Origin of the sequence: Dactylosporangium sp. NPDC051485 (assembly GCF_040682015.1) — a bacterium.
In the GTDB taxonomy this organism is placed as follows: domain Bacteria; phylum Actinomycetota; class Actinomycetes; order Mycobacteriales; family Micromonosporaceae; genus Dactylosporangium.
This window is the reverse complement of sequence record NZ_JBFAZW010000138.1, coordinates 1-23,359: the sequence shown is the minus strand read 5'-3', so window position 1 is coordinate 23,359 and position 23,359 is coordinate 1. Positions and strand designations below refer to the sequence as shown.

Below are 23,359 nucleotides of genomic sequence, written 5' to 3'. Positions count from 1 at the left end.
TCAGCTGCAGGCGGGGAGTTTCGGGGCGATGTCGTTGGGGACGAAGCCTTCGCAGAAGTCGGCGCTGCCGAGGTTCAGCGGACGCCAACGCGCGCCGGTGGGGTCGAAGTTGAAGACGATCTGGGTGGTCTGGTGCTGCCCGTCGTAGGCGGTGCCCGCGATGGCGTATCCGCTGGCACACGCGACGTCCTGCAACGCGGCCGGCTTCGCCGCGCGCTGGTAGAAGTCCGGGCTGTCGTGCAGCGCGCTCAACAACGCCGCCGCACTGACCGGGCACGGATCCGCGGCCGGCCTCGTGGCCGGGCTGCCGGCCCCGGACGGACGGGCGGCGGGTTTGGCCCCGGCCGCCGGGCTGGTGGAGGGGCCAGGAGAGCCGGGAGTGCTGGGAGTGCTGGGAGTGCTGGGAGTGGCCGGCGTTGATGCCTGCGGGGTGAGCGCACCGGTTGTGGCGGGCGCGGCGTCGGTGGCCGGGCGGCGGTCGGAGGAACAGCCGGTGAGGGTGGACAGTCCGACAACGGCCGCGGCCGCGCACATGGTGGTGGCCAGGGGCCGCAGTGACGTCAACATCGGGCGCTCCAATTCGTGCGGTATAGGAATGCTGGCTGCATGGTCGGGAATTGCCGTGAACGAGTCACCGGCCTTTTGTGTAGCGCGCGGTTTGTTGCCTTGATAACGTCCGTCCGGCAGACTCAAACAGACATGGCTTCGCCCCGGTTCGATAGTGTTGGTTGGTGTCACCGGACGCTTCCCGGTGTTCCACCCGGGGCGTTTCCTGCCCCGGTGAGGAATACTCTTCCCGGTCCTGGAGTGGACGGGAAGGCCTTTCAGGTGTCCCCTTCCGGCCTGACCGGAACCGTCCACACAGCAAACCCAGATCAGCGAAATTCCCGGCCCACGACGGACACGGGAATACCATCCAGGGTCAGACAATGAGGTGATCTCAATGACGGTCGTCAACCGCAGCCGGGACGCGCATCCGATGCACCTGCACGGCCCTCAGGTGCTGGCACTGCGGTACAACGGCCGCGCCTCACCGGAAGTCCACTGTGGATGGACACGTTCGATGTGCAGCCGGGCGAGGTGTGGGAGGTCGCGCTGCGGGTCGACAACCCGGGCGTCTGGATGCACCACCGCCACAACCTCAAACACGCGGGGTACAGCGTGCCGGCCAACGGCGCGGACGTGAACCGGACCAACCTGCGTGACGTCGACGAGGTGGTGGCCGGGCGGCGCGGGTCTGCAGCGGGGTCCTCGGCCGGCCGGTGCGCTACGAGGGCGAATCAAAAACGCGATCCCTCCCGGAGGAGGAACCGCGTTTGACCTGCACTTTCCTTTGTAGCGGGGACAGGATTTGAACCTGCGACCTCTGGGTTATGAGCCCAGCGAGCTACCGAGCTGCTCCACCCCGCGTCGGCTGAGAGGAATACTACCGGACCGGGCCGCAGGCCCCAAATCGTTTGGAACCGGGGGCGGTGCCCGGCGGGCCGCTCAGAATCCGCTGTGGAAGATGGCGTGCGTAAAGAGGCGGGAGACGAACCAGCTGTGTCCTTCCAGGGCCGGCTCGTAATCACCCCCGGGCGGGAAGCCGTTGGGGTTGCGGAGGTTCTCGGTGGAGAGATACACCTCCGAGTTCCCGGCGGGCATCGCCACGAGGGATCGGGAGTTGTCGGTCGAGTAGATTTCGTAGCCGTCGGACAGGCCGGCGTAGGTGCCCGATCCGCCCGGCCTGGGTTTGCCGTTGAAGGCGCTGAAGCCGGCCGCCGGGTTGTGGTAGCCGCCGCCGTAGCGGCGCAGGCGGTCGCGTAGCTCGGCGTAGATGCCGGCGGGTGCCTGAGCCTCGCGCCGTGGATCGTCTACCTTGCCGGCACGCTGCCCGACCGCTTCGACACCGGGCAGTGGCGGCTGGCCTGGGTGGGGTTCGACATTGCGTTGCTGTGCCTGCTGGGCTGGGCCGGCTGGCTGGGTTGGCGCCGGCACACCGCTACCGTACCGGTCCTCGCCGCGACGGCCGCGCTGCTGTGCTGCGACGCCTGGTTCGACGTACTGCTGGGCTGGCGCGCCGCCGGCTGGACGCAGACCATCGCGCTGGCCCTGGTCGAGGTGCCGATGGCCGGCCTCCTGCTGCTGCGGGCACGTCACCTGCTGGCCGGCGGCATGGTGACCCGCCGGCTCACGCTCACCGACCTCGACCTGCACACCGATACGACCGCCCAGCGGGTGCTGCGCGCGTACCTGACCGAGGCGGAGCTGGCCCAGTTCGAGGCCGAGTACCTGGACCTGCTCCTGCGGTACGCCCAGCGCCGCGACGCCGCGTCCGACGGCGTGCGGCCGGTCGCGCTGCGCTGCTACGCCTTCCCGCAGACGCTGCTCGACGAGGTGGACCAGAGCGCGAAACCCTGACGGCACACCGTAGCTTCGCGCTCATGCAGCAGCACCGCGCGGGAACGCGGCCCGGTCACCCTGATCCCGGGCCCCGATCAGGGTGCCGGCAGGTGGCCGGTTTCTGACGCGCGCAGGGCCGGTATGACCTCCTTGGCGATGAGCTCCTGCTCCGCAACGGTGGCGACGGCCAGGAGCAGGGCGGTGAAGCCGGCCGCGATCACCTCGCGGAGCTGAGCGATGACCGCGTCCAGGCTCCCGACGACGGCCTGTGGCGTCGGTTCCAGGGACGGATCGATGCGGACGACGATGTTGCAGGCACAGACGATCGAGTCAGGGTCGCGGCCCGCCGCGATGGCCGCGGCACGCACGGCGGCTCGCATCTGCCGGGCCCGGTCGAGCCCGATTCTGCCCAGGGACGGTATCCAGCCGTCGGCGAGTTGTCCGGTGAGGGCGAGCGCGCGCGGTCCGTACGCGCCGAGCCAGATCGGGATCCGGTGTCCGGGCCGGGGGTCGATCCGCGCGTCGGTGACGTCGAACTCGCTGCCGTGGAAGGTGGTCGCGGGCTGGGTCCAGAGGCTGCGGATGATGGTGATCGCCTCGCGCTGACCGGTGATCTTCTGGCCGGGTGTGCGTTCGGGGAGGCCGAAGGCGTGGAACTCCTCGTCGAATCCGCCTCCGCCGAGGCCCAGCACGAAGCGGCCGCCGCTGATGCGGTCGAGGGTTTCCGCTGTCTTGGCGACGACGGGCGGGGGGCGGTACGGCAGGGCGAGCACGTTGGTGCCGAGTTCGATGCGGGTGGTCCTGCCGGCCAGCCAGGCGAGCGCGGTGAAGGGTTCGATCGTGGGTCGGTGGCTGTGCAGGTGGTCGCTGAGGGTGAACAGGTCGTAGCCGAGCTCGTCGGCGCTCTGGGCGAGGTCGAGCGTCTGGGACGCGGACAGCCCGCCGACCGCCCCGCCGGCACCGAACACCAGCCGCGGCTCGAACAGGGCGCTCACATCGCACCTGCCGGTAGCGGCCCGACGGCGATCGACCGGGCGGGATCGGCGGACCAGGCCGACCAGGAGCCCGGGTAGAGCGCGGTGTTGTCGATGCCGGCCAGTTCGAGCGCGAGCAGGTCGTGGCATGCGGTCACGCCACTGCCGCAGTAGACGATGACCTCGGCGCCGGGGTCGATCCCGAGCGTGCCGTAACGCTCCCGCAGCCGGTCGGGGGTGGCGAAGGTGCCGTCCGGTGTGAGGTTTGCCGGCCACGGGGCGTTCTTCGCGCCGGGGATGTGGCCGGAGCGCACGTCGGTGGGGAGCACGCTGTCGCCCGAGTAGCGCTCGGGGGCACGGGCGTCGAGCACGACGGCGGTGCCGTCGGCGACGGCCCGCTCGACGTCGTCCGCGGTCCGTAGCCGATCGGCCGGCCACTCGACGCTCGCGCGCCGGACCGGCGGGAGGGTGACCTGTCCGGTGTCGAGATCGCCCTGCCAGGCGGCCAGGCCCCCGTCGAGGAGTGCCGCGGGCCGGCCGAGCCGGCGCAGCAGCCATACCAGGCGGGCGGCGTAGGCCCCGCCGGAGTCGTCATAGGCGACGACCGTGACCGTGTCGGGGATGCCGAGTCCGCCGAGGGATCGGGCGAAATCGGCCGGGTCGGGAAGGGGATGACGTCCGGCCCGCGGGTCCGCCGGCGCGGACAGGACGGTGTCCACGTCGACCCAGATCGCGCCCGGGATGTGGCCGGCGAGGTACGCCTCCCGGCCGCTGCGTCCGTCGAGGTACCAGCGGACGTCGGCGACCACGACGCGGTCGAGGGAGCGGCGTAGCCAGCCCGCGTCGACGATCGGGCGGAGATCGGCGAGGGTCAGTGGGTCGTCGGTGCTCATCGGCGGCTCCTGCTCAAAGATTGATTCATTCCTTGCGATGGATGTGTTCCGGATGCAGGCGCAGGAGCACCCGCTCCCCGCCGGCGGGGCGCAGCGTGGGGCTGCCGGTCCACTTGGTGAAGGTGGTGTGGGCGAGCCGCACGGCGGCGGCTCCGGTCTCGGCGCCGACGACGCGGCCGCGGATCTCGATGTACCGGCGAGGGTTCGCGGCGTCCAGGAGCAGGATCGTGGCCCGGGGGTCGGCGAGGACGTTGCGGTACTTCTGCCGGCTTGTCTGGGTACCGATCAGAATGTGGTCGTCGTCGGCGTGCGGCCAGACGATGCTGAGCTGGGGCTGGCCGGTGGGCATGAGCGTGCTGAAGAACCCGAGGTTGGTGCCGGTTGCGAGCTCGCGGACGTCCCGGTCAAGCACCCGCGCTCACCGCCGGGGTCGGGGCCCTGCCGGCAGCGCCCGCCGGGCCCGGGAGGTGCGGGAGGACATCGGAGGCCACCAGTTCTATTGCGGTGTGCACGTCCGCGTACGGGATGCCGCCGATGTCGATGGCGAGCAGGTGCAGGTCGTGTCCCCACAGTTCGTGCAGCCGGCCGAGCTTGTCGAGGACCTCGGCGGGACTGCCGCACAGGGCCGGCCCGTCGGCGCCGATGTAGGCGTCGAAGTCGAAGGGGCCGCGGGCCGGGCCGTGTGACGGAGTGTTGACCGACAGGTAGCTGTTGATGTGGTCCCGCCACAGCGACCGGGCGGCCTGGGACGTGCGGGCGACGAAGGCGTGGCTGGCCGCGCCGAGCCGGCCCGGCTCGTCCGGCCGGCCGCTGCCGGTCCACTTCCGGCGGTACCCGGCGAAGACGTCGACGAAGTCCAGCGGCGGGCGGGCGGTGGTGCCGACCACCATCGGCAGGCCGTGCGCGACCGCGAGGTCGATGGAGTCGGTACCGACGCCGGCGCTGATCCACAACGGCAGGCGGTCCTGCGCGAGGCGGGGCTGGAGACGGACCTCGTGCAGCGGTGGCCGGAACTGCCCGGTCCAGCTCACGCGCTCCTCCTGCCAGAGCCGCGTCAGCAGCTCGACGCTCTCGCGTTTGCGGGCCGCCTTGCTCTGCGGGTCCTGTCCGAAGACCGCCCACGGCTCGGGGAAGAACGAGCCGCCGGCGATGAGTTCCAGCCTGCCCTCGCTCAGCAGGTCCACCAGCGCGTAGTCCTCGGCCACCAGCACGGGGTCGCGGTTGGCGAGCAGCGTGGTCCCGGTCGCGAGCCGGATCCGTGAGGTGTGTTCGGCGATGGCGGCCAGGACGATCGCGGGCGACGGGATGACGTCGCGGTCGCCGAAGTGGTGTTCGCCGACGGTGTACCAGGAGAAGCCGAGTTCCTCGGCGATGGGCGCGGCCCGCACGACGTCGCGCAGGCGCTCCCGCTGGGTGAGCACGGTACCGGTGGCGGGATCGGGCAGCAGGCTGCCGAAGGTGATCAGTCCAAGTTCCACGATGGGTCCTTCTGGTTGGGGATCGCGTCGAGCAGCGCCCGCGTGTAGGGGTGGCGGGGCGCGGCGAAGATGTCGTCGGTGGTGGCCAGCTCGACCAGCCGCCCACCGCGCATCACGGCGACACGGTCGGCGATCTGGCGCACGACGGCGAGGTCGTGGGAGATGAAGAGGTACGTGAGTCCGTAGCGCTGTTGCAGGTCGACCAGGAGCTGCAGGATCTGCGCCTGGACCGTGACGTCGAGGGCAGACACGGGTTCGTCGCAGACCAGCAGGTCCGGGTTGAGCGCCAGCGCACGGGCGATCGCCACTCGTTGTCGCTGTCCGCCGGAGAGCTCCGCCGCCCTGCGCCGGCGGATGCCGGCCGGCAGCGCAACGCTGTCCAGCAACTCCCCGATGCGCTGTGCACGGCCGGCCCGGTCGCCGATGCCGTAGTTGCGCAGCGGTTCGCCGACGAGTTCGTCGACGGTGAAGTAGGGGTTCAGCGACGCGTAGGGATTCTGGTAGATCAGCTGCACGCGGCGGTGCACGGTGCGCAGGTCGCGCCGTCGCAGCGCGGTGATGTCGCGCCCGTCCAGGCGGATCGTGCCGGTGTCGGGGCGGGCCAGGCCCAGGATCAGCCGGGCGAGGCTGGTCTTGCCGGATCCGGATTCGCCGACCAGGCCCAGCGTGGTGCGTGCCGGGATGGTGAAGCTGACGTCGTCGACCGCCGGCCGGGCCGGCCGATCTCGCCCGCGAGTCCGGTGGGCGGGGTAGCTGAGGCCGAGGTGGTCGACCGTCAGGAGCGGTCCGGGCGCCGGAGCTTCCGCCGCCGGCGGCGCGGCTGGGGCCGATGGCCGCAGTCTGCGGCTGTGCAACCCGGGGGCGTCGGCGATCAGGCGGCGGGTGTAGCCGGTCCGGGGATCGGTGAGCACCTCGCTGGTCGGACCGGCTTCGACGACCTGCCCGTGGGACATGACGACGACGTGCTGGGCGCGCTGCGCGACCACGGCCAGGTCGTGGGTGACGAGCAGGATCGCGAGGTCGCCGGTGGACACCAGGGTGTCCAGGTGGTCGAGGATCTGCCGTTGCACGGTGACGTCGAGGGCGGAGGTGGGCTCGTCGGCGATGAGCAGTGCGGGCCGGGCGGCGGTGGCCATGGCGATCAGGACCCGTTGGCGCAGGCCGCCGGAGAGCTCGTGCGGGTACTGCCGGGCCCGGGCGGCGGCGTCGGGGATGCCGGCCTCGGCGAGCAGCTCGACGGCCCTGTCCGGCGCGGTGGCTCTCGTGGCGAGGCCGTGGATGCGCAGCACCTCGGCGACGTGCCGGCCGATCGGCGTGAGCGGGTCCAGCGACACGGCGGGGTCCTGCGGTACCAGCCCGATCTGGGCTCCTCGGATGTGCTGCCATGCGCGCCGGCTCAGGCCGACGAGTTCCTGCCCGCGCAGGCGGATGCTGCCCGCTTCGATGCGCCCGGTCGGGGGCAGCAGGCCGAGTACGGCGTGTGCGGTGCTGGTCTTGCCCGACCCGGACTCCCCGACGACGGCGGTGATCTGCCCGGCGGTCACCGTCAGGCCGGCCCCGTCGACGGCGCTCACGCGACCCGACCGGCTCCGGTACGTCACCCGCAGGCCGCGGACCTCCAGCACCTGGCGTGGCTCGGTCATGCGCGGCTCCGTTCGGTTTCCAGTGCCCGTGAAAGCCGGTTCGCGGCGAGCACCACGACCCCGACGGTCAGCCCCGGCAGCGTGCTCAACCACCAGGCCGTCGCCAGGTAGTTACGGCCCGACGCGACGAGGGCACCCCATTCCGGCGCGGGCGGTGGCGGCCCGTAGCCGAGGAAACTCAGGGCCGACACGGCCAGGACGACCAGGCCGAAGTCCAGCGCGGCCAGCCCGAGCACCGGGCCGACGACCGCGGGGGCGACGTACCGGGCGAGGATCCGCCACCAGCGGGCCCCGCAGAGGGCGGCCGCCTCGACGTGGACCGCCGTACGGATCCGGAGAACTTCAGCCCTGGTGAGCCGGGAGAATCCGGCGACGCTGGTCACCGCGACCGCGACCGCGATGTGGAGGGTCCCGCCGCCCAGCGCGCTGATGATCAGCAGCGACAGCAGCACGGACGGAATCGACAGGGTGATGTCGACGATCCGCGATATCACCACGTCGGCCGTGCGCCCGAAGTAGCCGGCGGCCAGCCCGAGCAGCACGCCGGCGGCCGACGCGATGGCGGTCGCGGCGAGCGCGGTCCCCAGCGACAGCCCGGCGGCGTGCACGACCCGGGCGTAGACGTCCCGGCCCAGTTGGTCGGTGCCGAACGGGTGCCGGCCGCTCGGGGGCTCGAGCCGCTGTTGCGCAACGCCGGCGGTCGGCGACTGGCCGCCGAACCAATCCGGCGCCAGGACCCAGCCCATGGTCAGCAGCAGGACCAGGACGGAGAGTACGAGACCTGGACGGCGCGCCGCTGCGCCCGCCACCCGGCGCGCCCGCGCGGCGATCGGCGAACTGTCGATCATGCCGGTGTCCCCGCTGTCCGGGTGGTGGCGTGGATGCGCGGGTCCAGGATCGGGTACAGCAGATCGATCGCCAGGTTGACCAGCGCGAAGGCGAGGGCGGCGACCACGACGGCGCCCTGCACGACCGGGAGGTCCTGCTCGCCGACGGCGGCCTGGGTGATGCGCCCCAGGCCGGGCCGGGAGAACACCGTCTCGACCACGACGGCACCGCCGATGAGGTGTCCGACCAGCAGCCCGGCCGCGGTCACCGCGGGGATGGCGGCGTTGCGCAGTCCGTGCCCGACCACCAGGCGCCACGCGCCGGCCCCGCTTGCGCGCAGCGTGTCGGCGTACGGCTGCAGCAGCGTGTCGTGCAGGCTCTTGCCCAGCACCTGCGCCACCAGCGCCGCTCCCGGTAGCGCGAGCGTGCACGCCGGGAGCACGAGTCCGGTCAACCCGGTCGAGCCGAACGACGGGAAGACCCGCCAGCGGAAGGACAGCAGCTCCAGCAGTACCAGGCCGACCCAGAACGACGGCAGGGAGATCCCGACCGCGGGCAGCGATCGCAGCCACTGGCGAGCCCACGGTGCGCCGACGAGGTTGGCCGCGATCCCCACGGCGGTGCCGGCGACGAGGGAGAGCACGAGGGCCGCCGCGCCGAGCTGGAGGGTGGCCGGCAACGTTTCGCTGATCATTGCCGATACCGGCCGGCCGGTCTGGATCGAGGACCCGAAGTCGCCGTGCAGCGCGTCGGCCAGCGCGTCCCAGTACTGGACGGGCAGCGGACGGTCGAGACCCAGTCGGGCCCGTGTCTCGGCGACCTGCTCCGGGGTCGGTGCGGAGAACCCGTTGCGACCGGACAACATCAGTGCCACCGGGTCGCCGGGCAGCAACCGGATCGCAACGAAGGTCACCGTGAACGCCGCCCAGACCACCGCCGCCGCCTGCGCGAGCCGCCGTACCACATACTTACCCGTCCCATGCACCACTAATCGCATCGTCGATCGAGTTCCTCGTGTTGTCCGCCGGGGCTCAGGCCGTCAGCGCAGCCAGGCGTCGTGCAGGCCCAGCTGGGTCGAGGCGGTCGCCCGCAGGTCCCGCACCCGGTCGGAGACGCCGTGGACGATCGCGGTCTCGTAGAGCGGGACGGTGTCGGCGTGGTCGAGGATCCAGGCGACCGCGTTCGTCACCGCGGCCTGCCGGTCCTCGGCGGTCGTCGCGGTGGCCTGCTCCTCGAGGTACGTGTCCAGCTGGCTGGGCGGCAGGTGCCAAAGGTTGGCGCCTCTGGTGGAGAAGATGTTGCGCAGCACGTCCGGGTCGGCCCGGGTGACGGCGACGGCCGTGAGGTCGAAGTCCCCCGCCGACTGCCGGGACACATACTGCGCCGGCGGTACCACGTCCAGCACCACGTTCACGCCGATCGTGCGCAGCTGTTGCTGCACGTACTCGTTCGCCGGCGGCAGCGGTGCGGGGATCAGCCACCGCAACGTAAGCTGTTGGCCGTCCTTCACCCGGATCCCGTCGGGGCCCGGCGTCCAGCCCGACGCGGTGAGCAACTGCCGCGCGCCGTCAGGGTCGTAGGCCAGTTTGCTGCTCTGGTCGGCGTAGTACGGCGTGGTCGTGGCCAGCACGCTGGTCGCCGCCCGGACGTGCTCGTTGAACACGGTGCTGACCAGTGCGCCGCGGTCGACGCCCCGCAGCAGGGCCATGCGGATGTTCTGATCGGCGAGCACGCCGCGATGGTTCAGCGACAGCGGCGGCACCAGCCCGGGAGCCGCCTTGACCAGCAGATGGAAGCCGCGTCCGGCGAACTGACCCTGGTCGGTCGGTTGCACGTGCTCGGCGACCTGCACCTGGTCCGAGCTCAGCGCACCGGTGCGGGCGCCGGCTTCGGAGACGAAGTTGAACCTGATCTCATCCAGGTAGGCGGCGCCCTGGTTCGTTGCCAACGAGGACGGCCAGGCGTACTCCGGACGCCGCGCGAGCACGACACCCTGGTTCGGGGTGTAGCTTCGCAGCACGTACGGCCCCGAGCCGGCAACCTGGCCGCGGCAGCGGTCCGCGAGGGGCTTGGCCGCGGTGGCGATCGACAGGATGCCGAATCCGGCCGTGGAAGTAGCCTGCAGGAACTGCGCGTTCGGCCGCGCGAAGCCGATGTCGAAATGCGTGTCGTCGACGACGGCGGTGCCCGTGTAGCCCTGGATGTATGCGGCCGCGCCATTGGGCGGCAGCTTCGACAGCGCGTCGAAGGTCGCCTTGACCGCCGGTGCGTTGACGGGCGTCCCGTCGCTGAAGGTGGCCCCCGCACGGAGCACGAAGCTGAACTTGCGGGCGTCGGCGCTGGCCGTGAACGACTCCGCCAGCCAGGGCACGATCTGGCCCGTTCCGGGGTCCTGGGCGGTCAGCGAGTCCACCAGACTCCGGCCGATGTCCAGCGCCTGCAGCTGACCGGTCTGCTGAGGGTCCAGGCAGCCCGGGTCGGCACCGGCCGCGATCAGCAGGGTGCCACCGGCGTGCGGGCTCCCCTCGTCCCCGGAGTCGGAAGGGGCACTGGCGCACGACGCCAGCAGTCCGGCCAGGGCGAGCGTGGAGCTGGCGAACAAGGTCGGCCATCGACGCCGATCAGCGTACATCAATATCCTTCGAATCATGAGCCAATGGTTCGCATTGCAAATAACTCGCAATGCGAACCAAGTTAGTATGCGATGCGAACCACTGTCAACGTGAACTAACCTGGTGGGGTGGGAGTCACACGAGGGGCAGCATCACCCGACCTGGCCGAAGTGCTCGGGGCCGACGAGACCCTGACCTTCGCCGACACCCTGGTGCGTTGCACCCACCTGATCAACCACGTCTTCGCCGACGTGAGCCGCGAGCACGGACTCACACCGCAACGCACCCAGCTCATCTGCATGCTCACCCGCGGCCCGCTGCCGATGCGCGAGCTCGGCCGCCTGCTACACCTGGAGAAGTCGGGGCTCACCGGGCTCGTGGATCGCGTCGAGGAACGCGGCCTCATCGTGCGCCAGCCCGATGCCAATGACCGCCGGGCCTGGAACCTCGCGCTGACGCCGAGTGGCGCCACCATCGCCGCCGACTGCCACGCCGCCATCACGGCCCGCATCGAGGCACTCGCGGCCGACATCCCGGCACCCGCACGGAGCACCGTCGTTTCGGCACTGCAAGGTCTGCTGCAGGCGCACACCGCCATGACCGGCCGCCCCTGGAAGCTGCCGAGCTGACGCGGGCGCCTCAGGTCCGGCAGCGTCGGCGTCGACGCTGCCGGGATGCTGATCGGTGGGCGGATCTTGTCCGAGCATGACCCGTCATGGGTGTCGGACCGCGATGCCCCGGATATCGCAGGCGCGGCAAGTGCCCGGCGTCAATGACGATCCTCGGTCGTTTGGGTCACCAGTTCGCCGGTCGGGGCGGCGGCGGTCGCCGCACCCCGCACCGCGAAGAGCCCGACCGCGATGCCCAGCACCGCGGCGGCGGCCGCTAGCCAGAACAGGCTGGTGAACGTGGAGTCGGGCAACGGGCCGGTACCGGCGGAGGCGATGATTGCGGCGGCGAGCGCGGTACCCACGGCACTGCCGACGGTCCGGGCGATGTTGTTGATGCCGTTGGCCGTCCCGGTCCGGGCCAGCGGCACGATGTCGGCGATCAGCTTGGGCAGCGAGCCAATGACAAGCCCGGTCCCGGTACCGATGATCGTGTAGAACACGGCGTGCTGCCACATCTGGTCGTGGGCAAGGACGAGCAGCACCGATCCGACGGCGAACAGTACCCAGCCGCCGGCCAACGGCCAGCGCGGCCCCAGCGCCTTGGCGATCCGGCCGACTGCCATGCTCGCCGGCACGACGGCCAGCATCCCCGGCAGCATGAGCAGGCCGGCCACCGTGATGGTAGAGCCGAAGCCGACACCGGCAGCTTTCGGCAACTGCGCGTACAGCGGCAGGGCGAGGTAGAAGAAGTACGAGCCGGCACCGAACAGGAAAGCAGCGGTGTGCGTCATCAGCATCGGGCGGTTGCTCAGCTCGCCGATGTCCAGCAGCGCGTCGCTCCTGCTCCGCTCCACGGCGACGAGGACGACGAACAGGACCAGGCCAAGCGCGAACAGGCCGAGCACCCGACCCGACGACCAGCCCCACGACGGGCCCTTCGCCAAGGCCAGCAGCACCGCGACCAGGCCGCCGGCGAGCAGCACGGCGCCGGGAACATCCATCCCGCCCGAGGCGGTGTACGTGCTGGTGGGCACCCACAGCGCCGCCAGCAACAGACTCACCAGGGCGACCGCCGTACCGAGGACAAACAGGTACCGCCACGACAGGTGGTCGGCCAGCAGCCCGCCGACGATCAAGCCGGCACCCCCGCCGGCGCCGACCGCGCCCGACACCAAGCCCATCGCGAACGGCAGCCGTTTGGCGGGCAGGGCCTCACGCAGGATGGCCATCGACAGCGGAACCAGTGCCAGCGCGGCACCCTGCAGGACGCGTGCGGCAATGAGCTCGCCGATGTTCTGCGCGGCCGCGGCACCGGCCATCCCGATCGCGTAGACAACCAGGACTGCCAGTGTGACCTTTCGCCGGCCAAGCTGGTCGCCGAGCCGCCCCAGCAGCGGGGTCAGCACCGCGCTGGACAACAGGAACGCGGTGAGGATCCAGGCCGACGTGGTGGGAGTTGCGTGCAAGCGGACCTGCAGCAGCTTCAGTGCCGGCACCACCACGGTCTGCATGAGCGCGTATCCGAAGACAGCCACCACCAGCGCGACCAGGGCTCTTGTCCCCCCAGCGTCCGACCGTTCCTGCGCCGTCGCCATGACAACTCCTAGTTCGCTCAACGAAATGTTCGCAGTACGAAGTAAGTTAGTTCGCACTGCGAATCATTGTCAACCGGCTCAGGTCTCCTGCCATGCGTGGCAACGTGAGTGGTCCTGACTTCGAGCGGATACCCCAAGGACGAGGTCGTCGCGTGGTGCAACACCGGCTGCTGACCACAGATGGCGGGGCAGCGGCCGAAAGCGCCGCCCTCCGTCGCGGCCGGCCGCGCTACCGGCGCGGACCGGTCACTGCTTCGTGCATGCCGACCTGCGTTCGAACTCGTCATGACTGATGTACGCGTCGCTGAAGCGCACCCGGCCGTCGTGCAGCTCCGCGGGCTCGAACGTCTCGTACGCCTGCTCGTGAACGCCGGTGCGGAAGAGGGCCACGTACTCGGTCGCGGGGTCGAGCGGCGCGGCCAGGGGGACGTCGAGCGTTCCCCCGGGCGGCGCCTCGTCGCCGACGGTGAGCACTCCGGCGACGGTGGGCTTCGGGAAGCTCACCTGCCACACGGACGGCACGCTCTCGTCGAGCAGGTTGTCCTTCGTCGTGCGCCGCGGGATGATGCGCACGCGGGTCACCGGCGATGGCGGGCAGTCCGCGAGCCGCACCTGCAACGCCGAGCCGTCCATGAAGATCGCGACCGAGCTGTACGGCTCGCCCATGCACGCCGCCACGGCCGGCAGGGCCAGCACCAGGGCGGACACTGCTAGAAGCGGCCGGCGGACGTTGTGGGATGCGTGTCCTTGCCGCCGTCCTGCCGCCCGGCCCATCGCTCGAAGTGGTTGCAGGATCCTCCTCCGCTCAGCTTCTCGTCCACGACCCACAGCCTCGTGGACGATCGTCTCACGCGAAGGGGAAGCGCGCCCATCGTCGATGGGCGCGCCGAGACCGCTGTGCTTGATCGATCAGTGGTTCACCTGGAACCAAGGCTGCGTCCAGCCGAGGTACGTCTTGCCCCAGCGGCTTTCGATCGTGGCGATCGTGGTGACGGTCAGCGTGCCGTTGCCACCGATGTCGTTGGAGACGAACTGGCCACCGCCGATAGAGATCATCACGTGACCCGCACCACCGCTGAAGAACGCCAGGCCGCCGGCCGGGACACTGCGGCTACCCGCGTGCTTGTACCCCGACGGCACCGCGAGCCAGTGGTTGTACGCCGTGGTCGAGCCGGATGCGCTCCACCCGTACGCCAGGCCGACCACATGGTCGCACAAGCCGTCGTATTCGGCGTGGTAGGTGGTGGTCTCATGCGCCTTGGCCCAGGACACCGCCTCCGCGCAGGTATTCGGGTCACCGAGGCCGGAGGTCGAGCAGGCGGCGCCCGAGCCGAGGAACTGGTGCGAGGCGTTGTTGTTCTTCAGCGTCGCGTTGAGGTTTCCCTTGGCGCCCGCGGCGAAGTCCTGGTAACTGCCGGCGTAGTCGCTGTTGTAGTACACCCGGACGGTTTGGCTGGAGCGGTTCCAGACCGAGGCGGCGTTGTTCTTGATGCAGATGCCTTTGCCGTTGCCGGAGCCTTTGAAGTCGTAGCAGGAGGGTTGGGTGGTGCCGTAGTCGCTGACCGAGGTGGTGAAATCGGAGACGGAGCCGGCTTCGTCGCTGTTGTAGTAGTAGCAGAATTCGCCGCTGTCGCAGACGCCGTCACGGGCGGCCGCACTCGCGGGCGAGGCGACGGCGATGACCGGCGCGGCAAGTGCCAACGCCGTGGCGACGGTGGTGACGATCCGTTTGAGCATGGTCATTGCCCACTTTCCTTGTGTTGGTTCCGGGAAGCATTCGGTCCTGCGCCGGTCGACGCTCGTGAGCGCGGCGCTCAGCACCGCACGCTGGTGTACACCCAGCCGACGATCGGTCCGAGCGGATCGTCGCCGTAGGCGGGAGTTCCACCGGCCATGCCGATCCCGACCGCGCCGAGCACGCTCACCGCGACCGTCGCGCCGATGCGTTTCCTGTTCATGCGTCAACCTCCTTGTGCAGCGGAGACGGGTTGTGGCGTTCGGCGTCAGGAGAGGGACACGCCGCTGTAGTAGTGGTGCAGAATCGCCTGGTAGGTCTGACCCGAATTCGCGAGATCTCGCGAGCCGTACTGCGACAGCCAGTCCCCGTTCACCCAGCCGCCGCATGCGGTCGTGGTCGAGCAGTAATGCGCCTGCAGGATGTCGCCGCCGCGGGTCATCCGGACCGACCAGGTGCTGTCCACCGCGGAGGACGTCGACGCCTGCGCCGACGACGGCCGGTAGACCTGGTCGCCGGTGTCGTCCCGGACGTCGTAGCACTGTCCGCCCGAGGTCTTCCGGGTCGAGTGCAGCGCCCAGTACCAGCCGTAGCTCTTCACGGCGACGGCACCGGCCTGCAGCGAGGCGTCCGGCCAGCTCGGCACCCACTCGTTCGGGAGGACATTCTTGACGTACGTCTTGAAGTCGACCCTGTCGACCCGCCCGAGGCTGACCCGGTAGACCAGGATGGTGCTCGGCAGCTTGCTGTTGGTGCCGTCGGTGCTGCAGCTCGTGCTCAGCAGTTGGTGCGAGGCGTTGTTGTTCTTCAGCGTGGCGTTGAGGTTGCCCTTCGCTCCGGGTGCGAAGTCCTGGCTCGCTCCACCGAAGTTGCTGTTGAAGTAGACCCGCACGGTCTGGCCGGTCCGGTTCCACACCGACGCGGCGTTGTTCTTGACGCACAGGCCCTCGCCGTTGCCCGCGCCCTTGAACTCGTAGCACGACGGCTGGCTCGTGCCGTAGTCGTCCACGGAGCCGGTGAAGTCGGAGACCGAGCCGGCCTCGTCGCTGTTGTAGTAGTAACAGAACTCGCCGCTGTCGCAGTGCCCGTCCCGGGACGCCGCCGATGCCGGCGAGGCGACGCTCAGGATGGAGATGGTCATGGCGAGCGCGGCGCCGACGACGGCGAGGCTCTTGCGGAAGCTCACGATGTCCCCTCGTGGTGATGGAGCGGCATTCGGTTGATCGCGCCGGGCGTGGGTCACGAGCCGCGCTGGTACTGCTCCCAGGTTTCGATCGGGATCCGGGGACCGTCGTCCGGGCCACGGTTGGCCAGGCCGTTCAGGCCGAGGTAGTAGTCGCCGATCTGGTGCTGCGCCTCGCTGGAGAGGTCCGTGTCGTTGATGGCCGCGGCGTGGATGTGCCACGGCCAGTCGCCCTGACTCGGGTTGCGGACCCAGGCGGCGAAGCCGACCTGGCGCAGGGCCCGGGCGACCTCGGTGCGCTGGGCCGCGGTCATGCCGGTGACCGAGATGTCCACCACGCCCCCGCCGTCGTGCGTACCGGCCGAGGTCGGGTCGCCACCCGGGTTGTACGAGCCCTGGGAGAGCACCAGGCTGTAGCCGAGCAGGCGCTGGGCCTCGGCCAGCATCGCCTGCGTGCGGGCGTCGACGACGAACCCGTCACGCTGGACCTTCGCGCCCGGACCGATCGTGTTGCTGACGGTGTACCGGTTCAGCCCGAGCTTCGTCAGCGACGTCGTGCCGGGCAGCCCGTTCGCGGCCAGGCCGGTGTAGCCGAGCGAGCGCTGGTAGGCCGCGTACGCCGCGATGGTCTCGGTGCCGAAGTAGCCGTCGACCCATTGCGCGCTCAGGAGGTTCTTGGCCTGCAGCGCCTGCTCGACGGCGAGCACGGAACTCTTCGCGCCCGGGGTCAGCGTGTGGTCGGCGCGGCGGGGGTCGATCTGGGCGGCCAGGACCGTGGCCTCCATGTTCACGACAGGCAGCGCGGCTGTAGCGCCCGATGTTGCGGCCCGCGCGGGGGCCGGGACACTGACGGCCACGCAGAGTGCGGCGAGCCCGACGGCTAGCCAGGGACGGCGCATGGTCGATTCTCCTCGTCAGCAGGTGTCTCATGTGGACGACATCACTGTGCGAGGAGGCGTCTGCTGTTCGGTACCCCCGCTGATCTGTCAGATCTGTCAAACGCCATCGACCTGCATGAACGCGGTGTTGTCAGCTTGGCCGGCACCCGGGACTGACATCGAGCGTTCGAGTCCCGACCGCCGGCCGGGCGGCGACTCGCGGGGGGTTGACCGCAGGTGCCGCCCGGCGCGCTCAGGCGACGACGGTGACCATGAAGTACACCGGCCGGCGGCTGGGGAAGTAGGCTTTCCCGGACTCGTCGACCATCTTCCAGCTCACCCAGCATTCCGCGGGGCGGCTCGGCGCGGTGACCGGAACACTGATCATCACCTGCTGGCCGGGTGGGGTGTCGCCGATGGCCACCCGATCCGGCGCCTGGCAACCGTCATCGTCACCGGTGGGGTTCATCCGGGCGAGGAAGCGGCCGTGCCAGTCGACCGTCCCCACGTTCGCGAGCGCCCAGACCTTGACGAAGTGGGTGTTCACCTTCACCTGCGTGCCGTCGGGGATGGTGACGTCGGCGACGAACTTGCTCGAGTCGCCTGGAATCAGCGAGTCCGAGAACGGGGACGATGACGGGGACGATGACGGCGGCGCCGCGCTGGAGCCGCGCGCGGGCGACCGGCCGTGGACGGTGATGCCCAGGACCACGACCAGCGCCGCCACACCCGCCGCGACGGCGAGCCACGGCAACCGGTGCCGTCGCGCACGCGGGCCCTCGTCCGCGGCGGCCACGACGACGTCGGTCGGCAGGGTGTCCACAGCCGCCGGGGCGTGGGCCTCGGCCGGGGAATCGGCGGTGGCCGCCGTCAGGTCGCCGTCCGGGACGGCGTGGACCGTCGCCGGGCGTTGCGCGTCCTCCCATCGGCGCCGCCACTGCACCTCGTCCGCCTCGCAGGCGCGGACGAACTCGCGGGTGGTCTCCCACGAGGGAAACCTGGTCCCGGCGGCAGCCTCGTGCAGCGTCGTGTGCGAGATCCTGCCCGATCGGGCGGCCATCTTCCGGAATGACGGGTTGCCCGCGGCGGTCCGTAATGCCCGCAACTGCCCGGCGAACTCCTGGGCGGTCACACCGTCTTGAAGCGACTCGGCGGCAGCACGCTGGTCTTCCATCCATCCCCCATGTCAGACACCACTGTCAGGAGTTTGTCAGGCCGCGTAAGAGCGTACCGAACGCAACTGGACGGGCATCAATGTGATGAACGTGACATCGATGCACATCGAGGGCATGCAACGACGAGCGGTTCACGTCCGTCGACGCGGCCGGGCGGCGCGGCGACGTTCCCCGCCGTCATCACAGGCCGGTCGCTGCCGCCGGGGAACTGGCGCGGTTCCAGACCGACCTGACAAGGCACTACTCGCGGGGTGAGGAGCATCCCGCGGCGTTGCGGTACCGATGAAGGGCGCCTCCAGGATCTCCGCGCGCTCCGCGGCCTTGAGGAAGCCCGCCAAACAACCATCGGAACCGCTTGCCGAAGTACGGCGAGGTCCTCACCGAGAGGCGAGATGAGCAGCTACCGAGTCGCACAGGTGACCGAACCCAACGGCACGTTCGAACTCGTCGAACGACAGCTGCCGCAGCCGGGTTACGGCCACGTCAGGATCGCTGTCGAGGCATGCGGCGTCTGCCACTCGGACGCGGCCTTCGTGAGTGCTGGACTACCAGGCGTGTCGTTCCCGGAAGTACCGGGGCATGAGATCGCCGGGCGCATCGAAGCGCTGGGCGACGGCGTTCAGGAGCGCGGCTGGCAGGAAGGCGATCTGGTCGCGGTCGGCTGGTTCGGCGGCAGTTGCGGGCACTGCAAGCCCTGCCGCCAGGGCGACTTCATCGTCTGCCGGAACCTGAAGGTCCCCGGCTGGACCTACGACGGTGGATTCGCCGAGAAGGTGATCGCGCCCGTCGACGCCCTGGCCCGCATCCCCGATACAGTCCCAGTGACCGACGCGGCACCCATGGCTTGCGCCGGCGTGACCGTCTTCAACGGGCTGCGGCGCAGCTCCGCCCGGCCGGGAGACCTCGTCGCCGTGCTCGGCCTCGGCGGGCTGGGGCACCTCGGGGTGCAGTACGCGGTCGCGATGGGCTTCGAGACCGCGGCGATCGCGCGCGGCCCCGAGAAGGCCGCCTTCGCCAAGCAGCTGGGCGCCCACCACTACATCGACAGCACCTCCGTCGCCTCGGTCGCCGGGGCCCTGCAATCCCTCGGCGGCGCCAACGCTGTCCTGGCCACCGCCGGCAATTCGGAAGCCATCACCGCCACCGTTGACGGCCTCGCTCCCCGCGGGGAACTCGTGGCCATCGGGGCGGACACCGCGCCACTCGGCATCAGCCCGGCCCAACTGCTCATGAACGCCCTCATCGTCCGAGGCCACCCGTCCGGCACCGCGCAAGACGTGGAGGACACCATGGCCTTCAGCGCCCTGCACGGCATCCGTCCCATCACGGAGACCGTGCCGCTGGATCGCGCGAACGAGGCCTACCAGAAGATGCTTGCCGGTAAGGCCCGCTTCCGGATGGTCCTTACCGTCGGCCCCTAAGGTCTGTGTCGAAGTCCGGTCGTGATGCCGGGCTTGGTCGACCAGCCCGTGACACGGTCAGCTACCGTCTGCTGTCCGATGCGGGACGCTCGCCATCGCTTCCGGACCTGGAACAGCGACAGCCCGCGGGTGGAAGGAGCTCCACCCGCGGGCTGATGCATTGCTCTGCGGTGCTACGACTTAGATCGCTTGCCAGAGGCTCGGCGCGGCCGGAGGGTTCCAGTCCGGCTGCGACGTGTGTGCCTGCAGGCACCGGTAGCTGCGCCCGTTGTAGGACACGACGTCACCGACCTTGTACGCGTGGCCGCTCACCCACGGCGCGGCCGTGCTGGTGCCGCCACCACCCGGCGTGGTGGTCGTGCCGCCGCCGCCCGGCGGGGTGGTGGTCGTGCCACCGCCGCCACCGGTGCACGAACCGTTGTCGGTCCACGGCTTGCCGTCGCCGAGGTTGAGGTCCGGCTGGTCGCCCTGAGTCCACCACTTCGCCGTGTACTTGTGGCCGTTGTAGGACACGACCGCGCCGCCGGAGTAGGCGGTCGAGGCGTTCCACGCGGCTGCGTTGCAGGCTCCGCCGCCTCCGCCGCCCGGGGTGGTCGGCGGCGCGGTGGTGGTCGGCGGCGGGTTGGTGGTACCGCCACCGAAGAAGATCTTCGTGAAGTCGAGCGACGAGCCGCCGAGGCCGGAGCAGTTCGGGGAGACCCCGCCGCCCGGGCACGGCTGGTCCCGGCCGATCGACCAGAAGGCGAGCCGCCCGACGCCGTTGGACTTCGCCCAGGACACGATGCTCTGCGCGTTGGCCTGGCTGACGACCTCGCCGGCGCTGTCGTTGTTGCCGATCATCGGGGTGATCCCGATGTTGGCGTAGGTGGCGTTGCTGAACCCGGCGGTGCGCGCCGCGTTCAGCGTGCCCGCCGCCGCCGTCTTCGCCGCGGCGGCCATGTCGCCGACCGCGTGGCCGTAGTCCATCGTCATCGCGTTGATGACGTCGACGTTCACGCCGTTGGTGACGGCGGCCCGCAGGAAGTTCGTGCCGTTGCCGTCCGGGCCGCTCTCCAGCACCGGGATGGTGAGGGAGACGCTCAGGCCGGGGTTGGCGTTCTGCAGGTTCTTGATCGCCTGGAAGCGGCGGTTGATCGACGTCGTGTCGGCGATGGCGGCGCCTTCGACGTCGAAGTCGAGGTGGTCGACGTGGTAGTAGTTGATCACGCTCTGGTACGCCGCGGTGAGCGAGCTGACGTTCGTGCAGGACTGGGCCAGCTCGACCCCGCCGGCACCGCCGAACGAGATGATCACCTTGACCCCGCGCGACTGGGCCCGCTGGATGTACGGGTTGGCGGTGGAGCTGGTGATGGGCAGCGTGTCACCCCAGATCGGGGTACAGCCGCTGCCGAGGATGAAGGCTGCCGTGAAGGCGGTCAGCCCGCCGGAGGTGGCCGCCGTGTCCAGCATGCCGGCGCTGCCGGAGGACAGGTCGACGTAGGGTGCTACCGCGTAACCCGTGGCGGCGGACGCGGGACCGGCGGTCAGGACGGTGGCCGTGACGGTGGCACCGGCGAGTACCGCCGCCGTTGCCACACCGGTGATGAGTTTCGGTCGTCGCATGGCATCGACCCCTTCGGTTGGCTTACATCTGTTAAGAAACTTTCCTTATTCGTATGTGGCGATGAGTGTAGCGGACCGTTTGCCGGTTGATAAGACGGCAATGGAACGCTGTCCCAGCGGGTCTGCCCGGCGGGTCTCGGGTTCGCGGCCACCGACGGCGATCGTCCTGGCCGGCGGCGCCAACTCCCGTTGGTGCCGCTCTCCGCAGTGGCCTGTCCAGGGGATATGTCCTTGCCGGCGCACACGGCCGTGCAGAATTTCAGGTACGCGCCCGCGCCGCCGTCGAGGCCGCCCAGCGTGATGTGATCTTCACCGACGGTCATTGATCGCCGTCGACACCATGGCGATCCACAACTCGATCTTCGCGTCCTCCATGAGCGGTGGGATGTGCTGTTCCCGGACGGTCTGTGAGGTTCGGGAGCGGCATCGCCTGGGTTACGCGACGTGGCGGGGTTCGGCGGGGTTCGGGGAGCCCAGGGCGTCGCGCAGGGCGGCGCGGGAGGTGATGCCCAGCTTCGGGAAGATGCGGTGGAGGTGGCCGCTGACCGTGCGGTGGGAGAGGTACAGCTGCTGCCCGATCTCCTTGTTCGTGAGGCCGCCCGCGGCCAGGGTGGCGATGCGCCACTCCTGCGCGGTCAGCGTCGCGGCGCGGTCGTCGGACGGGGTGGCCTCGGCGACGCCGGCGGCGCGCAGCTCGCCGGCGGCGCGCTGCGCCCACGGGCGGGCGCCCAGGCGCTCGAAGGTGTCGAGGGCGGCGCGCAGGTGCAGGCGGGCGACGGCCGTGTCGCGGGTGCGGCGGCGCAACTCGCCGTGCAGGAGCTGGATCCGGGCGTACTCGAACGGCCACCGCTCCCCGTCGGGGACTTCCAGGGCGGCGGTGAACAGCTCGGCCGCGCGGTCGTCGGGGGCGCACAGCGCGGCCGCGCAGAGGAAGCTCAGGGCGCGGCGGGACGAGACGTCGGCGATGCCGGCCTCCTCGGCGGCCTTGACGTACGCCCGCGCCTCCTCGGCGTGGCCGCTGCGCATCGCCGGTTCGACGACGTCCATGACGGTCCACGAGCTGATCATGCCGGGCTCGAAGGAGCCGGGGTTCATCCGCGTGGCCTGCACGTAGGCGTCCTCGAAGTGGCCCTGGCCGATGGCGGCGATGGCGCGCGCGTAGTAGGCGAGGGCGAGCGTGCTGCCCAGGCCGCGCGGCGCGGCCCAGCGGGTGACCTGCTCGCTGAGTGCCCGGGCGACGCCGGCCTCCCCGCGCGCCCCGGCGATGAATGCCAGGTGTACGCGCAGGTGACACTCGAGCAGCTGGTAGCCGTGGGCGGCGGCGAGGTCGAGCCCGCGCCGGGCCAGGTCGTCGGCCTCGTCCCACTGGCCGCGGTGGTACGCATCGGCGCTGAGCATCAGATAGCCGGCGATGGCCGCGCCGACCGCGCCGCAGTGGCTCTCCCGCTCGATCATGCTGCGGCACAGGTGCCGGTACCCACCGAGCATGTCCACGACGATCGCCGCGAACCCCAGCGGGACGAGCCGCCACGGCGGGGCGTCGTCGGGCAGCGCGTCGAGCGCCGCGACGAGCCCGGCACGGATGTGCGCGGAGCCGCGGCCGGGGTCGGTGAGCGCGTCGAAGCACAGCCGCACCGCGGTGGTGCCCTCCGGGTCGAAGCGCTCCAGCGCCTCCCCGAGCAGGCGCCACTGCTCGGGCCGGGCGCCGAAGACGGCCGCGTTGAGCATCGAGTACAGGATGTCCTCGATCCAGTCGCCGCTGGCCCGGGCCGTGTCGGGGTCCTCGAGCACGCCGGCCAGGAGCCGGTGGGCGGCGTCGACCTCGCCCTGGCCGTGCATGAGGTACGCGGCGGTGGCCGAGGCGAAGACGGAACTGGTCTTGGTGCCGGCCGCCTGGCGGGCGTCGTCGGCCAGGCGGGCCTCGGTCAGCAGCCGGTTCGCGCGGTCCAGCGGGCCGGCGCTGCTGGCGATGTACGCCGCCTCGATGAGCCGCCGGGCCCGATCGGCGGGCTGCGGGCTGAGCTCGCCGGCGCGGGCCATCGGCTCGATCGCGCCGGCCTTGCGGCCGCTGCGCCAGATCGACAGGGCCGCGTCCTCCAGCGCCCGGGCCAGTGTCTCGTCGGGCCCGGTGGACGCCTCGGCCAGGTGCCATACCCGCCGGTCCGGCTCGCCGCGCAGTGTGTCGGCGAGCGCCCGGTGGGCCGAGCGCCGCTCGTCGGGGGTGGCCGCCTGCACGATCGCCGCGCGGATCAGCGGATGCGCCCGGCTGCCGCATCGCCTCGATCATCTTGATGATGCCGGCGACGCCGGCGGCGGCCTGGGTGTGGCCGAGGTTCGACTTGACCGAGC

23 protein-coding genes, 1 tRNA gene and 1 pseudogene are annotated in these 23,359 nt (G+C 70.7%); 4 read left to right on the top strand and 21 right to left on the bottom strand.

Translation table 11 applies throughout. The features are described 5' to 3' along the window. Positions 1-567, bottom strand: coding sequence for a hypothetical protein (locus AB0M46_RS45380; RefSeq protein ID WP_363346777.1), 567 nt, complete (start codon positions 565-567; stop codon positions 1-3). A gap of 483 nt (positions 568-1,050) precedes the next feature. Here AB0M46_RS45380 and AB0M46_RS45375 point away from each other — a divergent pair, with 483 nt between their 5' ends. Continuing rightward, a complete protein-coding gene (locus AB0M46_RS45375; RefSeq protein ID WP_363346775.1) occupies positions 1,051-1,320 on the top strand; it encodes a multicopper oxidase domain-containing protein in 270 nt (89 codons plus the stop codon). Between the two features lie 16 nt (positions 1,321-1,336). On the opposite strand, the gene AB0M46_RS45370 is transcribed toward AB0M46_RS45375, so the two are convergent. Both AB0M46_RS45370 and AB0M46_RS45365 read right to left on the bottom strand, forming a co-directional pair. Continuing rightward, positions 1,337-1,410, bottom strand: a tRNA-Met gene (locus tag AB0M46_RS45370). A 78-nt stretch (positions 1,411-1,488) separates the two neighbouring features. After that, the gene (locus tag AB0M46_RS45365) at positions 1,489-1,977 is read right to left on the bottom strand and encodes a hypothetical protein (protein WP_363346773.1); all 489 of its coding nucleotides are present in this window, start codon (positions 1,975-1,977) and stop codon (positions 1,489-1,491) included. On the opposite strand from AB0M46_RS45365, the gene AB0M46_RS45360 reads away from it, so the two are divergent. Continuing rightward, positions 1,930-2,400 (top strand): hypothetical protein, encoded by a 471-nt coding sequence (locus AB0M46_RS45360; protein WP_363346771.1) that lies wholly within the window; start codon positions 1,930-1,932, stop codon positions 2,398-2,400. The genes AB0M46_RS45365 and AB0M46_RS45360 overlap by 48 nt on opposite strands. 77 nt (positions 2,401-2,477) lie before the next feature. Here the strand turns inward: AB0M46_RS45360 and AB0M46_RS45355 are convergent, their stop codons facing one another. From AB0M46_RS45355 to AB0M46_RS45320, 8 genes are read right to left on the bottom strand one after another with little or no spacing between them, the layout of a single operon-like run. Continuing rightward, entirely contained in the window at positions 2,478-3,377 is a 900-nt protein-coding gene (locus tag AB0M46_RS45355; RefSeq protein WP_363346769.1) for an LLM class flavin-dependent oxidoreductase, read from the bottom strand. Then, positions 3,374-4,249, bottom strand: coding sequence for a sulfurtransferase (locus AB0M46_RS45350; protein WP_363346767.1), 876 nt, complete (start codon positions 4,247-4,249; stop codon positions 3,374-3,376). Before AB0M46_RS45350 ends, AB0M46_RS45355 begins: the two co-directional genes overlap by 4 nt. A 25-nt stretch (positions 4,250-4,274) precedes the next feature. Further along, complete coding sequence (locus AB0M46_RS45345; RefSeq protein WP_363346765.1) at positions 4,275-4,661, bottom strand: PPOX class F420-dependent oxidoreductase; 387 nt, start codon at positions 4,659-4,661, stop codon at positions 4,275-4,277. Continuing rightward, entirely contained in the window at positions 4,654-5,727 is a 1,074-nt protein-coding gene (locus tag AB0M46_RS45340) for an LLM class flavin-dependent oxidoreductase (protein ID WP_363346763.1), read from the bottom strand. The genes AB0M46_RS45345 and AB0M46_RS45340 overlap by 8 nt, the downstream gene beginning before the upstream one ends. Further along, on the bottom strand, positions 5,712-7,370 hold the full coding sequence (locus AB0M46_RS45335) for an ABC transporter ATP-binding protein (RefSeq protein ID WP_363346761.1): 1,659 nt from the start codon (positions 7,368-7,370) through the stop codon (positions 5,712-5,714). Before AB0M46_RS45335 ends, AB0M46_RS45340 begins: the two co-directional genes overlap by 16 nt. Continuing rightward, positions 7,367-8,218: an ABC transporter permease gene (locus tag AB0M46_RS45330; protein WP_363346759.1), complete on the bottom strand. Its 852-nt coding sequence runs from the start codon at positions 8,216-8,218 to the stop codon at positions 7,367-7,369. Before AB0M46_RS45330 ends, AB0M46_RS45335 begins: the two co-directional genes overlap by 4 nt. Then, complete coding sequence (locus AB0M46_RS45325; protein WP_363346757.1) at positions 8,215-9,186, bottom strand: ABC transporter permease; 972 nt, start codon at positions 9,184-9,186, stop codon at positions 8,215-8,217. Before AB0M46_RS45325 ends, AB0M46_RS45330 begins: the two co-directional genes overlap by 4 nt. Before the next feature lie 51 nt (positions 9,187-9,237). Further along, on the bottom strand, positions 9,238-10,830 hold the full coding sequence (locus AB0M46_RS45320) for an ABC transporter substrate-binding protein (protein ID WP_363346755.1): 1,593 nt from the start codon (positions 10,828-10,830) through the stop codon (positions 9,238-9,240). Positions 10,831-10,938: 108 nt separating this feature from the next. On the opposite strand from AB0M46_RS45320, the gene AB0M46_RS45315 reads away from it, so the two are divergent. Continuing rightward, entirely contained in the window at positions 10,939-11,439 is a 501-nt protein-coding gene (locus tag AB0M46_RS45315) for a MarR family transcriptional regulator (RefSeq protein WP_363346753.1), read from the top strand. 140 nt (positions 11,440-11,579) lie between these two features. Here AB0M46_RS45315 and AB0M46_RS45310 read toward each other — a convergent pair whose 3' ends face one another. The 7 genes from AB0M46_RS45310 to AB0M46_RS45280 form a co-directional block, all read right to left on the bottom strand. Further along, complete coding sequence (locus AB0M46_RS45310; RefSeq protein WP_363346751.1) at positions 11,580-13,016, bottom strand: MFS transporter; 1,437 nt, start codon at positions 13,014-13,016, stop codon at positions 11,580-11,582. Positions 13,017-13,262: 246 nt separating this feature from the next. Then, the gene (locus AB0M46_RS45305) at positions 13,263-13,724 is read right to left on the bottom strand and encodes a hypothetical protein (RefSeq protein WP_363346749.1); all 462 of its coding nucleotides are present in this window, start codon (positions 13,722-13,724) and stop codon (positions 13,263-13,265) included. A gap of 201 nt (positions 13,725-13,925) precedes the next feature. After that, entirely contained in the window at positions 13,926-14,837 is a 912-nt protein-coding gene (locus tag AB0M46_RS45300) for a peptidase inhibitor family I36 protein (protein WP_363346747.1), read from the bottom strand. Then, positions 14,831-14,974 (bottom strand): hypothetical protein, encoded by a 144-nt coding sequence (locus tag AB0M46_RS45295; protein ID WP_363346745.1) that lies wholly within the window; start codon positions 14,972-14,974, stop codon positions 14,831-14,833. Before AB0M46_RS45295 ends, AB0M46_RS45300 begins: the two co-directional genes overlap by 7 nt. Positions 14,975-15,019: 45 nt before the next feature. After that, the gene (locus AB0M46_RS45290) at positions 15,020-15,937 is read right to left on the bottom strand and encodes a SpoIID/LytB domain-containing protein (protein ID WP_363346743.1); all 918 of its coding nucleotides are present in this window, start codon (positions 15,935-15,937) and stop codon (positions 15,020-15,022) included. A 53-nt stretch (positions 15,938-15,990) separates the two neighbouring features. After that, positions 15,991-16,833, bottom strand: a complete 843-nt coding sequence (locus tag AB0M46_RS45285) for a peptidoglycan-binding protein (protein WP_363346741.1) — start codon at positions 16,831-16,833, stop codon at positions 15,991-15,993. 232 nt (positions 16,834-17,065) lie between these two features. After that, positions 17,066-17,986: an NBR1-Ig-like domain-containing protein gene (locus AB0M46_RS45280; RefSeq protein WP_363346739.1), complete on the bottom strand. Its 921-nt coding sequence runs from the start codon at positions 17,984-17,986 to the stop codon at positions 17,066-17,068. 393 nt (positions 17,987-18,379) lie between these two features. On the opposite strand from AB0M46_RS45280, the gene AB0M46_RS45275 reads away from it, so the two are divergent. Then, positions 18,380-19,408 carry an alcohol dehydrogenase gene (locus tag AB0M46_RS45275; protein ID WP_363346737.1) on the top strand — a complete coding sequence of 343 codons (1,029 nt, stop codon included), beginning with the start codon at positions 18,380-18,382 and terminating at the stop codon, positions 19,406-19,408. Positions 19,409-19,588: 180 nt separating this feature from the next. Here the strand turns inward: AB0M46_RS45275 and AB0M46_RS45270 are convergent, their stop codons facing one another. The 3 genes and pseudogenes from AB0M46_RS45270 to AB0M46_RS45260 form a co-directional block, all read right to left on the bottom strand. After that, entirely contained in the window at positions 19,589-21,010 is a 1,422-nt protein-coding gene (locus tag AB0M46_RS45270; protein WP_363346735.1) for a carbohydrate-binding protein, read from the bottom strand. A gap of 435 nt (positions 21,011-21,445) precedes the next feature. After that, the gene (locus AB0M46_RS45265) at positions 21,446-23,245 is read right to left on the bottom strand and encodes a LuxR C-terminal-related transcriptional regulator (RefSeq protein ID WP_363346733.1); all 1,800 of its coding nucleotides are present in this window, start codon (positions 23,243-23,245) and stop codon (positions 21,446-21,448) included. A 43-nt stretch (positions 23,246-23,288) separates the two neighbouring features. After that, positions 23,289-23,359 (bottom strand): annotated as a pseudogene (locus AB0M46_RS45260) (hypothetical protein); the annotation flags it as partial.